The following is a 15,213-nucleotide window of genomic DNA, read 5'->3' on the forward strand; positions in this document are numbered from 1 at the left end:
GGGGGGCAAGGGGATGAGAAGAAAAAAACTCATCTCGTTGTTGACGGTGGTCGTATTGTGCGTGTCGGCATGGGTCGGTCCCGCATCGGCTCAGGAGAAAACGGTTCCTCATCCGGTGCGCGTCGGCGGGGATGCGGGGGCGGAGGCGGTTCCGGGGACCTGGTATGTGGGAGAGACGCCTCCCAATGTGGACTACGGCAAGCCGCCGATTGTCTTCGTCCAGGGCTTGCGCGGCTCCGCCGAAAGCTGGTGGGGGGAGACCGCCTACCACGGTCCCAACGACATGTACGCCACGGCCTACAGCAACGGGTACCGGACCGCTTTCGTCGAACTGTATGACTCGGGCGGCGAAGGGGCGAGCATGTGGGACAACGGCCGTCTCCTGGCCGACCTCCTGGCCCAGATTCGGCAATATTTCGGAGAACCCGTCAACATCGTCTCCCACAGCAAGGGCGGGATCGACAGTCAAACGGCACTCGTTCACTACGGAGCGTGGCCGCATGTGGGCAGGGTGATCACCTTGGGTTCGCCCCACCGGGGTTCCCCCCTGGCCGATCTCGCCTACAGCTGGTGGGCGGGATGGCTGGCGGAACTGCTGGGGGCCCGGGATGATGGAACGGAAGTGCTGCAAACCGGGTATATGGAGTATTTCCGGTCCATCACGGACAGTCACGAAAACGCCGGCAAAAATGCCTATTACACCGCCGCCGGGACCAGCTGGGGACCCTTTCCCTCGGCCCTGTGGATGGGAGGCGCTTATTTGTCCTCCTACGGACAAAACGACGGTCTGGTCAACGTCTGGAGCACCCCCCTTCCCAACGGACAACATCTGTTTACGGAGAACTTCGATCATGACAACATCCGCATGGGGAGCACCGCCTTTCCGCGGATCGAACCCGCGCTCCGCACCGCTTTGAGGGCGGAGAAGGCAGGACCCGGGGGAATTTTGGACAGGAAGGACCAAAAGGGGAAAAACGAGTCGGTGGTGCGTGGCGGACCCCTTGCCGCCGGGCAGAGGGCGGAGCAGTCCATCGCCGTCGAGGGCGGGCGGGAAGAAGCGGTCTTTCAAATCATGACCCATCGCTCCGATGTGAAAACGGCGCTCGTTTCGCCCGGGGGACGCATCTACACCCCGCGCAGCGCCGAATATTTCGCCGCCGAGGAGAAGGAGATCTTCAAGGGCGCGAAGATCCACGCGTACCGGATTTCCCGGCCCGAAGCGGGGGAATGGAAGGTGCGCATGACCAGTCCGGACGACGGGGCGTATCTGCTGGTCGTATCCTTTATCGGAGAAAGGGCGCTGGAGGTGCAAATGGATGCTTCCCGGGCCGGGGAGAGCGGGGTGCCCATCCGGGTCCGCCTGAAAAAACCTCATCTCTGGAATATGAAAAACTTTGATATCCGGGCAAGGGTGGTCGGGCCGGGGGCGACGGGCGCTCCCTTCAGGTCGGCGGCAAAGCAACCCGAAACGCGCCTTCTTCCCGATGCCAAAGACCCGGGAGCCTTCAACGGAACGATCCCTGCCGTTCAGCGTCCCGGAATTTACAACGTCACCATCGATATCCGAGGAAAGGCCCGGGACGGAACCGACTTTGAGCGGACGGTGATCCGGTCCTTCTTCGTGGCGGACGGGAAAGACCCGACACGGATCCGATAAAAGAAAAGGATAAGCTGCCCGGGCAGGCAGCCGCGTCGGGGCGGGCCGTCACCGGGAATAGGGATTGGGCGTCAGCTGTGAAAACCCATCAGGCGCCGAAGGGGCTGTGCCGCCTCGCCTCTTCGATGGAAAGGCCCCGGGCGGCACACCCTTTTCCCCACATCCTTTTTCACGGGGGCTTTCCGGGGGTATCAGCCGTTTCCGAATGGGTCAAACTGGGGATGAGCGGAAAATGGAGCAAGCGGAGGAAGGACCCATGACGGAATGGCCCTTTTTTTCCATCCTGGAGTGGCAAATCATGACCGCGCTCACCCTGCTTTCCACTCTGCTCAGCTGGTGGAAGAGGAGACGGTGGATGCAAGTTTTTTCCCTCGCCTGCCTTTCCGTGCTGATCCTTGCCATCTCCTTCCGGGAACCGATCCGCCCGGGTCTCCTGTTGCCGGGAATTTTTCTGGGATTTTTCACCCTGTTGTATATGGCCAAAAAGATCCTGGAGCCATCGGAAAAGCGTTGACCCGCCCGTCCTCGGGCGGGTTTCTGCTGCTTCAGGGAATTTGATTCGATAAAATGGAAGACGGAAAAAACGGGGAGGGGTGGAAGTGTGGAAGGATCTGTCGCCTGGGTGACCGGTGGCATCCGCGGTTTGGGTGCCCAGGTGGTGAAGGTGTTGGCCGAGTCGGGATTTCACATCGCCGTCAATTACCGGAGCAGCCGGGAGGCGGCGGAACGGCTGGCCGGGGAAGTCCGCGCTCTTGGAAGGGAAGTCCTCGCGCTTCAGGGGGATGTGGGCCGTCCGGAGGATGTCCGGAGGATGGCCGGGGAGATCCGGAAGCGATGGGACCGGGTGGATGTGCTCGTTTGCACGGCGGGGCCCTTTTTGTTCCGGCGCATTCCGGCGGCGGAACTGACGGACCGGCAGTGGCGGGAGATGATCGACGGGAACCTGTCGGGGGTGTTTTACTGCGTGCGGGAAGTGATTCCCTTGATGCGGCGACGCGGATTCGGCCGAATCATCACCTTCGGCTTTCCCGAAGCGGAGCACGCTCCTCCGTGGGCGGGTTTCTCCGCCTATGCGGCGGCCAAGGCGGGGTTGGTCTCCTTCACCCGGACCCTGGCGGAGGAAGAGGCACCGCACGGGATCACCGTCAACATGATCAGTCCGGGGGACATTCGCGATCCCTACAAGGAGGCGCCCATCCAAGCCGCCCGCGGAAAAAGGGATGACCGCAATCCCGTCGGCAGACCGGGAACCGGCGGGGACATCGCCCGGGTGGTCCGCTTCCTGGTGGATCCTGACGCCGATTTTATCACCGGGGCGGTCATCCCCGTCACCGGCGGTTTCGACAACCGCAACTTTCGGCTGCCTTAAGGCGCGAAATTCCCCGATTTGGAGGCTGTGAGCGCCCTGCGGCGCGTTTTTCTTCGTCCGGCGCCCTTTTCGCCGATATTTCGGCAGAAATCACCCTTTTGTTGACAAAACGAAATCCTTTCGGACTATAATTACGTTATAATAGAATAGCGTCTGTCCGTCATTGCGTTTTGCCGAATCGCCATCCCAGTAAAAACCAAACGAGGGAACCGAGCAAGCCGAGAAACAATCCGGCCGTTCCTTCCGTCTTCCATAACAGGAGGGAAGCAAACAGACCGGCGATGCCGGCGATCCGGCAGGCAAAGGCGGCAGCGCGGCCGTTCATGGCTCATCACCCCGTCCCCAACTATATCACATTCGGGGGCGAGGAGGGAAAGGGCCGGCGCTTCTGCGCCCTTGGGCCGGAGAAAAACAACGACGCCTGTTGAAAAAATAGAGAAAGAAATAAATCGCTTCCGCTTCCAACAGCTCGAATTCGTCTGCAGGGGGTTGTCGAGATGGATGATTACCGCCGGAGAGAGGAACCTTTTTCCCTGCCTCCCCGCAGGGAAAGGCACGGCTCTCTCCCGTCGCGCAAGGAGCGGTACGGTTCCCGTTCCGCCCGTTCAAACAAGCGCCGCTTGTTCACAAAAAAATGGTTTTTCCTTGTCATCATCACATCGCTTCTTTTGATCATCGGTGGCTGTTCCACAGTGGTGTTTACGGCGGGAACGGTCGATCTCAAAAAAATCGAGAACCTGGAATACGCTTCGGTCATCTATGATCAGGAAGGCAAACTGATCGGCCGGATCGGGGTCAACCGGGAGCGCATCACCATAGAGGAACTGAAGAAACACAACCCCGATCTCATCCAAGCCTTTGTCAAGGTGGAAGACGCCCGCTTCTACAAGCACAACGGGGTGGACTACTTTGCCCTGATGCGGGCCGTCGTGAAGAACATCATCAAGATGGGGGCGGCGGAGGGCGGCGGGACCATCACCATGCAGGTGGCCCGCAATGCCATCCTCCGGGACCACGACAAAAATATCAAACGAAAGCTGAAGGAAATCGGCGCGGCTTTGAACGTGGAGCGCAGATACAACAAGGATCAAATCCTCGAGGCCTATCTGAACAGCATCTACTTCGGCAACAACGTCCGGGGCGTCAAGCTGGCGGCCAAGATTTACTTCAACAAGGACATCAGCAAGGAAACGCTGGAGCCCCACGAAGTCGCCCTCCTGGCCGGTTTGCCGAAAGCGCCCGAGGGATACAATCCCTTCCGCAACCCGGAAGGGGCGAAGAATCGGCGGAACACCGTTCTGGCGATCATGGCCCGGGGCAAGGATGAAGATGGCCTGGATCCCATCATCTCCAAAGAGGAAGTTCAAAAATATCAAAACATGGATCTCGGGGTGAAGGAGGAATACCTCGAGGCGCATCTGAAAAACAACGAGTACGAGGCCTACAAGGCCTATGTCATCGGAGAGGCCAAACGGAACTACGACCTGTCGGAGGAAGAGCTGCGGGACGGGGGCCTGAAGATCTACACCGCCATGAACCCGAAGGCCCAGAAGATCCTCGAAAAAGCCTTGACGGATGACGAAACCTACCAGGGGCACGACAACCTGGACGGCGGGGCGACCATCCTCAAGGCGGACACCGGGGAAATCGTGGCGATCGGCGGCGGACGCAACTACAAGCCCGGCAGCATGATCCGTTCGGCGGAGAAGAAGGGGCACCAACCGGGGTCGTCCATCAAGCCGTTGACGGTGTACGCCCCGGCGATGGAGCTGAACGAGGACATCAACGAATATTCCAAGATCCCCGACAAAAAGTTCTCGATCGGTGACTGGACGCCCCAAAACTACACCCGGCGTTATTACGGGGACGTGGAGCTCTCCTATGTGGTGAAACAATCGCTGAACGCCTCCACCGCATGGCTGCTCCATAACAAAGTGAACTTGTCCCGCGCCTTTAACTTCGCCCAAAAGGCCGGACTCAATCTGCATCCCGAGGATCAGGGCTACGCCGCCCTGGCCCTGGGCGGTCTGACCGAGGGGGCAAGCACGGTGGAAATGGCCCAGGCTTACACCGTGTTTCCCAACAACGGAAAGGCGATGAGGGCCCACGCGATCCGGAAAATTGAGCAAGCGAACGGCACGGAAGTGGAGCTGACCGAAGAGGCGCAGGAAGCTCTGCAACCCGTCCAGGTGTTCAAGCCCAGAACGGCTTACTACATGACGCGGATGCTGATCAAGGTGGTGGAGGAGGGCACCGGGACGAGGGCCCAGCTGCAGGACAAACGTCCGGTGGCCGGGAAGACGGGAACCACCCAGGAATACAAGGATTCCTGGTTTGTGGGTTACACTCCCGACTACGTGATGGCGGCGACCATCTACAATCTCTCGACCGAAGAGGGCAAACGGGTGGAGCTGAGCGGGGGGACGAACGCGGCTCCCCTCTTCAGCAAGGTGATGTCGGAATTTCTGGCCGGCACACCCGTCCGCAACTTTGAAAAACCGCCGGGAGTGGAAGATCCCGAGCCGCCCTTTGAACTGAAGCCGGTGGCGGATCTGAAGGGAAGCTTCAACAGGGAAGCCGGCGCCATCCAGCTGCGTTGGACCGATTACGACGACCGGGTGAAATACCGGGTGGAGCGCTCCGAAGACGGGGCCAACTGGCGGCCGATCGGAGAAACGACGGAAGGAGCGTTTACCGACAACCAGATCGAAGTGCCGCAGCCCGGTGATCCTCTGTCGGGCATCTTCGGAGGCCGAACCTATCATTACCGCGTGATCGCCATCGATACAGAGACCAATGAGGAGGCGAAACCCTCCAATGTCGTGTCGATTCAAGTGAAGCCGCGTGAGGAACGACCGCCCGAGCAGCCGGGGGATCCGCAGGGAGATCTCCAGGGCGACCAGGGCAATGACCGGGGTCCGGGCGGATGGTTCGGTGGCGATCAAGGCCGCGATGACGGCCAGCCAGGCGGCGACCAACAGGGTGACCGCCCGATCCCGCCGCCGGGAGACCGACGCGATGATGGGGAAGATAACGGATGGCGCCTCTGGTGATGATGAGGGCGCAAGAGGCAAGGGGACCGGAACCAACCGGTCCCCTTGCCCTTTGAGCGGGCTTGGTTCTATTTGTCCCGCACCTTCCATACATTTATCCTGTGAGGACGAGTTTCCCGGGGAAGAGGTGTATGGAAGTGAAGGAGCGGTGGTTCCCGGCATGTCGGATCGGGTTCACTTACATCGGGACGGTGGTGGGGGCGGGTTTTGCCTCGGGCCAGGAAATCAAGCAGTTTTTTACCGTTTTCGGACTGGGCGGGGTGTGGGGCATCCTGCTGGTGACCGTGTTGTTCGCCTGGCTGGGGACGCGGATGATGTTGGTGGGAGCCCGGCTGAAGGCCCGGTCCTACGAAGAGTTTAACAATTATCTGTTCGGCCCCCGCTGGGGAAGATGGATGAACATTTTTGTCGGAATCGTTCTCTTCGGAGTGACGACGGCGATGATGTCGGGGACCGGCGCCCTTTTCCAGGAACAGTTGGGCCTTTCCTTCCATCTGGGAGTGCTGCTTTCCTCGGCGATCGCTTATCTGGTGATCATCCGCGGCATGGAGGGCATTCTGTCGGTCAATTCCTTCGTGGTCCCCTGCATGTTTTTCTTCACCATGCTGATTGCGGCCGAGGGGTTGCGCAGTGACGGGATCCTTCCCTTTTTGGAAATGGAACCGGTGGCTGAGGGAAGCTGGCTGGTTTCGGCCGTCACTTATGTGGCCTTCAACTTGGCCATGTCGCAGGCGGTGTTGGTGCCGATCGGCGGCGAAATCCGGGATGAGGCGACGCTGCGCCTCGGCGGAGTTCTGGGGGGATTGGGCCTCGGCCTGATGCTGCTCGCCGGCGATTTCGCCCTGACGCTCAAGGTTCCGGAGATTTGGGACATGGAGATTCCGATCGCCCTGGTGATCGCCACTCTGGGGGAAGGCATGAAGTACTTTTTCCTCGCCGTGATGTGGGGAGAAATTTTCACCACGCTGATCGGCAACGTGTACGGGTTGGCCGCCAATCTGGGGCAATGGGTGCCTTTCCGTCCGAAGACGGTGACCGGCCTCATCTTCATCGTCGGCTATTTGTGCTCACTGATCGGTTTTCCCGCATTTATCAATTATGTCTATCCCTTCTTCGGCTATTGCGGTCTGCTGGCCCTGCTCCTCCTGGCGGTTCGCCGTTATCCGGCCCCCTTCTCCGGTTAAGGGATCGGTGAAGAAACCGCCCTGCTCCGGGGGCGGGGCGTTTGTATTCCTCAGCGGCAACAATCACAATTTTTAAAAAATAACGACGAGGAAATGACCCCGCCGTCATCGCGTTTCTCCTTCCGCGAGGGCGATCAGCAAATGATCAAACTCCTCGGGACGGAGAAAATCCTCCCGCCGCCAGTGTTTGCGAATCCATTCCAGAAGCTCCTGCTGGGACTGGAAAAATTCGCCGGTAGTGTCCGCTTTGCGAACCCAGAACCGGAATTGGTCCTCATCAGCGACCACCTCACAGGGATAACGCCCGTATTTGCTCATGAGTGAAAATTCCATGGAAGCCTTCCCCCTTCACATGTTATTGTTTTATTTTACCCGCCGCAAGTTGTTATGTAACAGATTTTTCGAAAAAAATCGTGAAGGAGGGAAGGGGGGAGAAGAATGACCTATTTGTTCGCGGTGGTGGCCGCTTATCTTCTCGGTTCGATCCCCGTACGCCCGTGGTTTGGAAAGGTGCGGAAAGGGTTGATTCGAACCCCGGTGGCTGAGAAGGAACTTTGGATTCTGGCTTTGGAAATGGCCAAAGGGATCCTTGCCGCCTCGGCCGGGTTTTTACTGGCAGGTTGGACCGGAGCTTCCCTGGCCGCCGTGGCGGTTGTTTTCGGGGAAATCGTTCCCCTCGGTTCGGCGCGCCGGCGGGGCAACGGGGCGGCCACGGCGGCGGGAGCTCTTTTCGTCCTCAGTCCGCTCTTGATCTTCATCGGCGCGCTCATCTATTTTCTCAGTCTGCTGATCACCCGTTATCCCCCATTTTCCATCCTGTGCGCCGCGATCGGCGTCCTGCTGTTCGGACTGATTCTCTCCGTCCATCTGTATGTCTGGCTGGTGATCCTCTGTTTGGTGGGATTGATCCTTCTCCGGCCGGGGAACGGGAGAAACCGTTATTTTTCCGGCAGAAATCCCTTTAGGTGGAGGCCGTTTCGGTGAAAGGCCTCACGCCTTGCCGCCCAGCACCACCCGCACCTTGTATCCGCTGTACTTTCTCATGTTGATGACGCCGTTTTCAAAGATCATGTATTGTCCCTTGACCCCGATCAATGTCCCCTCGATGTGGGCTTGCTTGTTCAAATCGAGGGACTTGATTTTTTCGGGAATCTGGAGCTGAGGATACCTAAAATCCATGACTTGCTGGGAGTCCAAAAAGTATTGCGCGTAGTTTTCGGGGATTTTTTCGCGGAGTTCCGAGCGAACCGCCGTCAGGTCCTTGTCGGCGACCTGGTTTTTCAGCATTCTTCGCCAATTGGTCTTGTCCTTGATGAATTGAGACAGATGAAATTCCAATTCGCCGGCGGTCTTGCGGTCCGGAACCTCCGCGATGGGAAGGGCGGCGACGGCCCCTTGGTCGATCCAGCGGTTGACGGCGTTCGATTTTCTGGTGATGCCGACCTTGATGTCATCGCTGAGGGCGATGTATACGAGGTGGGGCTGCATGCAATGGGCTCGTCCGAAGGCTTCATCCCGGCAGGTGCCCCGGTGAAAGTGGCACAGATGGGGCTTGACGATGCAGAGATCGTTTTCGGCCCGATCCCGGAAACACGGGTAGCAGGAACCGCTGTTGAAGGATTTTTTGATTTTTCGGCCGCAATAAATACAGGAAATGGTTCCGAGATAGTCGATTTGAACGGTATTTCCCAGGAAATCATTCAGCGGGGCTTCCTGATCGTCCAGCCGGAGGCGGTAGGCGATGGGATTTTTGTATTCGTGGCACAGCGGCCGAAGATGTCCTGTCAGAATCATGGACAATACCCCTTTTGTCGGTTCTTTGCCTTTCCGGCAATGGCGGAAGCCGGTAGTCGGCCTTCAAAATCCCGGTTCCATTTCCATGATAACTGATAATCAATCAGTGAAAAAGGGAAGAGATAATCCCAAGGGTTTTTGTTGCCAAACAAGGGAGGGATGTGCTGCGGCACTCCCGTGTCAAGGGGATCGCCCTGCCCTTTGGTTGTTGCGTCCTTCCCGGGATGCGGGCAGCGGACGCGATTCCTTCGAAGGAGGTTTCCCCATGATCCGACTGAAGCGGATCTATGATCCCCCGGAAGAGACCGACGGTTTTCGCATTCTGGTCGATCGGCTGTGGCCGAGGGGAGTGAAAAAGGAGAAAGCATCCATCGATCACTGGGCGAGGGAGCTGGCTCCATCGGATGAATTGCGGAAAAGATTTCACCGGGACCGGGATTTTGACCGTTTCAGGGAGGCGTATTTCCGGGAGTTGAATGATCCGGAAAAAACGAAAGCGTGGCGTCTCATCCTGGAGCGTGCCGCCGGCAGGCCGATCACCTTTCTTTATGCAAGCCGGAACAGGGCGCAAAATAACGCCATGGTGCTGAGGGAGTGGGCGGAAGCACAAACGGCCCGGGGAACCGGTTCATCCCGGAATTAGGCATTTCTGGATTTTGACGCCGAAGGGGCGGATGCCTTTTCCTCTCCGCCGGCGAAGCATATGATGCGATTGAAATCAGTGCAAAGGAGGGTTAACATGAGCGGATACGGCGGAGGATACGGATACGGTTACGGAATCGGTTTTCGTCGGCTCCTGATCTTCCTGTTGGTCATTGCCACCATCTTTGTTTTTGCGGGAGTCGGATTCGGCTGGTAAGCTGAAGCGGGCAGCTCACACCCCTTACCCTGGGCCTGACCTTTGCTCGAAAAATTTCATGAAGCGGGTGCCGGTTCCGCCAGGAACCGGCCTTTTGCTTCATTCAAAGGGGTGAAATCTCCAAGGACGTTTTTCCCCGGGAAAAAGAATGGATCCCGCTGATGCGCTAAAGCGGAAAAGGATGCGAAAAATGTGAAAGGACGAATTGAAAAAGAAAAATATAATGAGATGTGAAACCTTTTCCTCCGGGATATCGTTCCCCTTGACAAAGGGCTAGGCTGTGAAACGACAGGGATCCCGGAATGGGGAGCCCGCGTTTGACAAATGCAATTCTAATATTCTATAAATATATTTAAAGAGATTTGTGCGCTGCGCAATAATCCTCATAATCGATAAATCTTGTTGACCCCCTTGGGCGAAAAGGCCGGTTCATACCGGCCTTTTCGCTGTTCGAATGCCCCTGATGGCGTCCGTTACAGGACCTTCGCAAAGAAATTCGCCGTTTCTTCCAGCACCCGATCCAGATGGGGAGTGGACCCCTGGAAGGGATGGACGGCTCCAAAGGTGTGGTTTGCCCCGGGCAGAATCCGGAGGGTGGATTGGGGGGCGGCTTGGTGAAGCTGATGTGCCCCCTCCACCAGTCGGGAAACGTCCTGATCCCCTTGCAGAATCAACAGGGGGCGATTCCACTCCGGAAGCCGTTTCAGGAGGTTCCATCGCTCCCGGTTTGCCTCCAGGTCCTCCAGCACTTCCCGGTGGATGGGCATTTCCTGACCGGTTCGGGCGTTCAGGACGGTTCCTACGCCCTTTTCCCGGATCTCCCGTTTCAATTCCTCGGGAAATATATCGACGTCGGCGACGCCGTTCCATGTCACCACGCCCTTGACATTCGGGTCCTCCAGGGCGTACAGCAGGCTGTTCGCCCCTCCCCGGCTGTGGCCGATCAGTCCCAGCCGGTCCGGATCCAGGGTGCCGTCGGGAGGCAGAAGCCCTGCCTTGATTTCCCCGATGATTTTTGCCACGTCCTCCTGTTCCCGGCTGTAGGTGTTTCGGGCGAATTTGTCCAGCTCCGTAAATTCAAAGAGGTTTTCCCCCACGCCGTTCATGGAGAAATTGAAGGTGATGACTCCAAAGCCCCGTTTGGCCAGGGTTTCCGCGGCATAGGGGAAAAATCCCCAATCCTTGAACCCCTTGAATCCGTGCAGGATGACCAGCGTCGGGAGCCGGCGGGCATCCTCGGCGGCGTACAGGTCGCCGCGGATGATCCGCCCTTCCTTTCCCAAATCGAGAACGAACGATTGTTTCCGCATCGCCTTCGGCGCAGAGGGACGCGCGCCTTCTCCTCCTTTCCAAGGGATCGCAACAATTCCTTTCTGGATCGGCCCCTCCAAATCCTCTTGCCAGCCGGTCCGCCTTGCCGGTATAATGAAGCCACAAGTGAATACGGTGAAAGCGGTCTTCCGTGCCATCGGCGCGGAAGTGAAAAGGGAAGTCCGGTGCAAATCCGGCGCGGGCCCGCCACTGTGAGTGGGGAGCGAAGCCGCAGAATGCCACTGTCCGTCCGGATGGGAAGGCGCGGCGGAGCGAGGATCCACGAGCCAGGAGACCTGCCGTTTTCGCCTGACACTTGCGGTTCTCCTTTCGAGGTAAAAGGGGAGCACGCAGGCTGCGGCGTGTTTTGGTCGCGGCTTTTCGTGGACGTTTCCCCGTGCCTCGATGGAGGTGTGGGTTTTTTTTTGATCTTTTTCCGGGAGGGGACGGAAGGATGAAGCGGAGGTTCCACGGCCTTTTTGCCTGGATGATGGTCTTGGTCCTGGTTTTGGGGCTGATCGGCTGCGGGAATCCGGATGCGGCAAAGGAGGAAAAAACGCAGGCGGAGCAGAAACCGGGCGCCTCTTTCCCGGTAACGGTCCAGGATGACTCCGGCGCGGAGGTGACCGTCGAACGGGAGCCGAAACGGATCGTGTCCCTGATTCCGAGCACCACGGAGATTGCCTTTTCCCTCGGGATCGGGGATCGGATCGTCGGTGTGACGACCAATGACAATTATCCCCCGGAAGTGGAGAAAATCGAGAAGGTGGGCGACATCAACATCAATGTCGAAAAGGTGCTGGAGCTGAAGCCGGATCTGGTTCTCGCCTCGCCCCTCAACGGGGAGACGGTCGAAAAACTGCGCTCCTTGGGCTTGACGGTCTTGTCCGTGGATGCCCAAAGCCTGGAGGGGGTGTACGACTCGATTCGCCGCGTGGGGAAGGCGACCGGCGCTTTGAAGCAGGCGGAGCAGCTGATTGACGAGATGGAGAAGGAGAAGGAGCAGGTGGTCCGGAAGGTGGCATCCATCCCGGAGGAGGAGCGACCGAAGGTCTGGGTCGAGGTGGATCCCACCCCCTACACCGTCGGGGGTGACACCTTTCTGAACGAGCTGATCACCTTGGCGGGCGGACGGAACGTGGCGGCGGAGATGAAGGGATGGCCCCAGGTGTCTGCGGAACAGGTGATCAAGTGGAATCCGGACGTGATTCTGACCACCTATGAAAAAGCGGACAAATCCGTCGCTTCCCGCCCCGGTTGGGACCGGATCGCGGCGGTGAAGGCGAAACGGATTCATTCCCTCAACCCGGATTTGACCACCCGGCCCGGTCCCCGGGTCACGGAGGGATTGAAGCAAATCGCCCAGATTTTGTATCCGGAACGGTTCGATGAGAATTGACGGATGGCTTCGATTCGTCCTGTGGCCGGGGATCCTGGGGTTGTCCCTCTTCCTTCTGATCGGTGCCTCGGTGGCGGTGGGGGGAACGGAGATCGATGTCCGGACGGTCTTTGGGATCATCCTGGAGCGGATGGGCATCGGGGGGTTGTCCTCCGGGGACCCCGCCTCGGAAGCGATCGTCATGGAAATCCGGTTTCCCCGGACGCTGCTGGCGGCGCTGGTGGGCGCGTCCTTGGCCGTGGCGGGTGCGGTGTATCAGGCGATCCTGCGCAACCCTCTGGCCGATCCGTACATTCTGGGCGTCTCTTCCGGGGCGTCTCTGGGGGCGGTGCTGGCCATCCTGACAGGATGGGGTGCCTCTTGGTTCGGCCATTGGACCCTTCCGGTATACGCTTTTGTCTTCGCCTGCATCGCCCTTCTTTTCGTCCTGCGCCTCGCCCGGGCCGGGTCCCGAACGGACACGAAAACGATCGTGCTGTCGGGGGTGGTCGTTCAGGCCTTTTTCGGAGCGCTGCTCACCTTCGCCATCTCCTTGTCCCATGAACAGCTGCAGCGCATCCAATTTTGGCTGATGGGCGGCGGCTTTTCCCTGCGGGGGTGGGATCACGTCGAGGCGATCGTCCCTTTTTTTGCGGTGGGCCTGCTGGTCATCGGCTGGCACTCCCGGGAGTTGAACCTGTTCTTTCTGGGTGAACGCCACGCCGCTCACCTGGGGGTTTCCGTCGGTCGGATGCGGGTGCTGCTGCTGGTGACCGCTTCCCTGGTCGCCGGAGCGGCGGTTTCCGTCTCGGGCACCATCGGCTTTGTCGGCCTGGTGGTCCCCCATGTGATGCGAATGTTGTTCGGGCCGGACCATCGGCTTTTGTTGCCGGTTTCCGCTCTGGCGGGGGCCATGTTTCTGGTGGGAAGCGACATGTTGGCCCGGGTGTTGCTCGCCCCCCGGGAATTGCCCGTCGGCGTGATCACCGCCTTTGTGGGGGCCCCCTTCTTCGGGTGGTTGCTTCGGAAAAGCAGCGCTTCCCAAGGGACATGAAGGAAGAGGACGGGATGGATCAGGGCGGTCGGGCCGAAAGCTTTCCAGGGAGGAGACAGGTTCCAGGAGATGGAAGGAGGAGGTGGGTATGCTCCGGGCGAAGGGGTTGACAAAGCGTTACGGCGGCCGCTCCGCCCTAAGGGGCGTCGATCTCCAGGTGGAACGGGGCGAGACCGTCGGACTGATCGGGCCCAACGGGAGCGGCAAGTCGACGCTGGTCCGCCTTCTCTGCGGGGAAGAAAGGCCCGATGAAGGCCGCATATATCTCGCGGGGCGGGAACTGTCCGCATGGTCCCCCCGCGAGCGGGCCAGGCAGATGGCGGTTCTTCCCCAGGAGGGGCTGCCGCCGGTTCCTTTCACCGTGGAGGAAGTGGTGAAGATGGGGCGCCACCCGCACATGCGGCGTCCCTGGATGAGCAGGGAAGATTGGAACGTGGTGGAGGAGATTTTGAAGCGGACGGGTCTTGACCGGGATCGCCACCGGCCCGTCAACCGGTTGAGCGGAGGAGAGCGGCAACGGGTGGCCATTGCCAAAGCGATGGCCCAGGAGCCCCGGCTGATGATCCTGGACGAGCCGACCACCTATCTGGATGTCCGGTATCAGCTGGAGGTTCTGGATGCGGTGCGTCGCTGGAAGAAACGGGGGGCGGCCGTCCTCATGGTGCTCCACGATTTGAACTTGGCCGCCCAATACTGCGACCGCCTCCTGATGTTGAAAGAGGGGGAGCTGGTCGGTGCGGGGAAACCGTCGGAAGTGATCCGGCCCGATCTGATTCGGGAGGTGTACGGAGTGGAAGTCCTCGTCACCCTTCACCCCGACAGCGGCGTTCCCCAAGTGCTGCTCAAGACCCGGGAGGAGCGGGGGGCTTCCGCAACGCGGCACGTCCTTCCGACGGGCGAAAGCGGCAGTGGGCCCGGGAAAGCGGAAAACGACCAACACAAGGGAGGCGAACGGGATGCGCATATATACGCGAACCGGTGACGGGGGAGAGACGGGCGTCATCGGGGGGAGGGTTTTGAAGGACGATATCCGGGTGGAAGCCTACGGTACCATCGATGAGGTGAACGCCTTCATCGGCGAGGCGATCGCCCGGATGGATCCCCGGAAATATGAGGACGTCATCCGGGATTTGACGGAAATTCAGCACGAATTGTTTGATGCCGGCGCCGATCTCGCCCAGGCGGGGAAAAAGAGGACCTATCGGGTGACAGATGAGAGGGTGAAGCGGCTGGAGCAGTGGATCGACCGGTACGATGCGGAAACCCCGGAGATTCGTCACTTCGTGCTGCCCGGCGGAAGCGCCGTCGCGGCTGCCCTTCACGTCGCCCGCGTGCTGACGCGCCGGGCGGAGCGGCGGGTCGTCACCCTGTGTCGCCAACAGGAGACCAACGAAGCCGTGCGCCGCTATCTCAACCGTCTGTCCGATTTCTTCTTTGTCCTGGCCCGGGTGGCCAACGCGCGGGAAGGGGTGCCTGATGTCGAATACAAGCGGGGCGGACAGGTGTTTCGTTGATTCCGGCCGAAGGGGTATACTTATGGGGACGGAAAATCGC

General features: G+C 59.4%; 15 protein-coding genes and 1 riboswitch. Of the genes, 11 read left to right on the forward strand and 4 right to left on the reverse strand.

The window, feature by feature from the left end:
• Positions 1–13 precede the first annotated feature (13 nt).
• From BM063_RS02525 to BM063_RS02540, 3 genes are all read left to right on the forward strand, one after another.
• Entirely contained in the window at positions 14–1,657 is a 1,644-nt protein-coding gene (locus tag BM063_RS02525; protein ID WP_092035748.1) for an esterase/lipase family protein, read from the forward strand.
• 256 nt (positions 1,658–1,913) lie between these two features.
• Entirely contained in the window at positions 1,914–2,171 is a 258-nt protein-coding gene (locus tag BM063_RS02535; protein WP_092035750.1) for a hypothetical protein, read from the forward strand.
• 87 nt (positions 2,172–2,258) lie between these two features.
• Positions 2,259–3,026 carry an SDR family oxidoreductase gene (locus tag BM063_RS02540; RefSeq protein ID WP_092035751.1) on the forward strand — a complete coding sequence of 256 codons (768 nt, stop codon included), beginning with the start codon at positions 2,259–2,261 and terminating at the stop codon, positions 3,024–3,026.
• 160 nt (positions 3,027–3,186) lie between these two features.
• Here the strand turns inward: BM063_RS02540 and BM063_RS17510 are convergent, their stop codons facing one another.
• A complete protein-coding gene (locus BM063_RS17510) occupies positions 3,187–3,351 on the reverse strand; it encodes a hypothetical protein (RefSeq protein ID WP_177198937.1) in 165 nt (54 codons plus the stop codon).
• Between the two features lie 172 nt (positions 3,352–3,523).
• Here BM063_RS17510 and BM063_RS02545 point away from each other — a divergent pair, with 172 nt between their 5' ends.
• Together BM063_RS02545 and BM063_RS02550 are read left to right on the forward strand one after the other, a co-directional pair.
• Positions 3,524–6,079: a transglycosylase domain-containing protein gene (locus BM063_RS02545; RefSeq protein ID WP_092035752.1), complete on the forward strand. Its 2,556-nt coding sequence runs from the start codon at positions 3,524–3,526 to the stop codon at positions 6,077–6,079.
• A gap of 131 nt (positions 6,080–6,210) precedes the next feature.
• The gene (locus BM063_RS02550; RefSeq protein WP_092035753.1) at positions 6,211–7,263 is read left to right on the forward strand and encodes a YkvI family membrane protein; all 1,053 of its coding nucleotides are present in this window, start codon (positions 6,211–6,213) and stop codon (positions 7,261–7,263) included.
• A 105-nt stretch (positions 7,264–7,368) separates the two neighbouring features.
• On the opposite strand, the gene BM063_RS02555 is transcribed toward BM063_RS02550, so the two are convergent.
• The gene (locus BM063_RS02555) at positions 7,369–7,596 is read right to left on the reverse strand and encodes a hypothetical protein (protein ID WP_092035754.1); all 228 of its coding nucleotides are present in this window, start codon (positions 7,594–7,596) and stop codon (positions 7,369–7,371) included.
• Positions 7,597–7,701: 105 nt separating this feature from the next.
• Here BM063_RS02555 and BM063_RS02560 point away from each other — a divergent pair, with 105 nt between their 5' ends.
• Positions 7,702–8,247: a glycerol-3-phosphate acyltransferase gene (locus BM063_RS02560; protein WP_092035755.1), complete on the forward strand. Its 546-nt coding sequence runs from the start codon at positions 7,702–7,704 to the stop codon at positions 8,245–8,247.
• Positions 8,248–8,253: 6 nt separating this feature from the next.
• On the opposite strand, the gene BM063_RS02565 is transcribed toward BM063_RS02560, so the two are convergent.
• A complete protein-coding gene (locus BM063_RS02565) occupies positions 8,254–9,057 on the reverse strand; it encodes a DUF2797 domain-containing protein (RefSeq protein ID WP_092035756.1) in 804 nt (267 codons plus the stop codon).
• Between the two features lie 265 nt (positions 9,058–9,322).
• On the opposite strand from BM063_RS02565, the gene BM063_RS02570 reads away from it, so the two are divergent.
• Positions 9,323–9,700: a DUF488 domain-containing protein gene (locus BM063_RS02570; protein WP_092035757.1), complete on the forward strand. Its 378-nt coding sequence runs from the start codon at positions 9,323–9,325 to the stop codon at positions 9,698–9,700.
• A 689-nt stretch (positions 9,701–10,389) separates the two neighbouring features.
• Here BM063_RS02570 and BM063_RS02575 read toward each other — a convergent pair.
• Entirely contained in the window at positions 10,390–11,226 is an 837-nt protein-coding gene (locus BM063_RS02575; RefSeq protein WP_092035758.1) for an alpha/beta hydrolase family protein, read from the reverse strand.
• A 126-nt stretch (positions 11,227–11,352) separates the two neighbouring features.
• A riboswitch (cobalamin riboswitch) is annotated at positions 11,353–11,545 on the forward strand.
• Positions 11,546–11,681: 136 nt separating this feature from the next.
• Here BM063_RS02575 and BM063_RS02580 point away from each other — a divergent pair.
• The 4 genes from BM063_RS02580 to BM063_RS02595 all read left to right on the forward strand — a co-directional run bounded on the left by BM063_RS02580 (position 11,682) and on the right by BM063_RS02595 (position 15,173).
• Complete coding sequence (locus BM063_RS02580) at positions 11,682–12,626, forward strand: ABC transporter substrate-binding protein (protein ID WP_092035759.1); 945 nt, start codon at positions 11,682–11,684, stop codon at positions 12,624–12,626.
• On the forward strand, positions 12,616–13,659 hold the full coding sequence (locus tag BM063_RS02585; RefSeq protein WP_092035760.1) for a FecCD family ABC transporter permease: 1,044 nt from the start codon (positions 12,616–12,618) through the stop codon (positions 13,657–13,659). The genes BM063_RS02580 and BM063_RS02585 overlap by 11 nt, the downstream gene beginning before the upstream one ends.
• An 88-nt stretch (positions 13,660–13,747) precedes the next feature.
• Positions 13,748–14,641, forward strand: coding sequence for a heme ABC transporter ATP-binding protein (locus tag BM063_RS02590; protein ID WP_092035761.1), 894 nt, complete (start codon positions 13,748–13,750; stop codon positions 14,639–14,641).
• A complete protein-coding gene (locus BM063_RS02595; RefSeq protein ID WP_092035762.1) occupies positions 14,616–15,173 on the forward strand; it encodes a cob(I)yrinic acid a,c-diamide adenosyltransferase in 558 nt (185 codons plus the stop codon). The genes BM063_RS02590 and BM063_RS02595 overlap by 26 nt, the downstream gene beginning before the upstream one ends.
• The last annotated feature ends 40 nt before the right edge of the window (positions 15,174–15,213 follow it).

Source organism: Planifilum fulgidum, assembly GCF_900113175.1.
GTDB classification, from domain to species: domain Bacteria; phylum Bacillota; class Bacilli; order Thermoactinomycetales; family DSM-44946; genus Planifilum; species Planifilum fulgidum.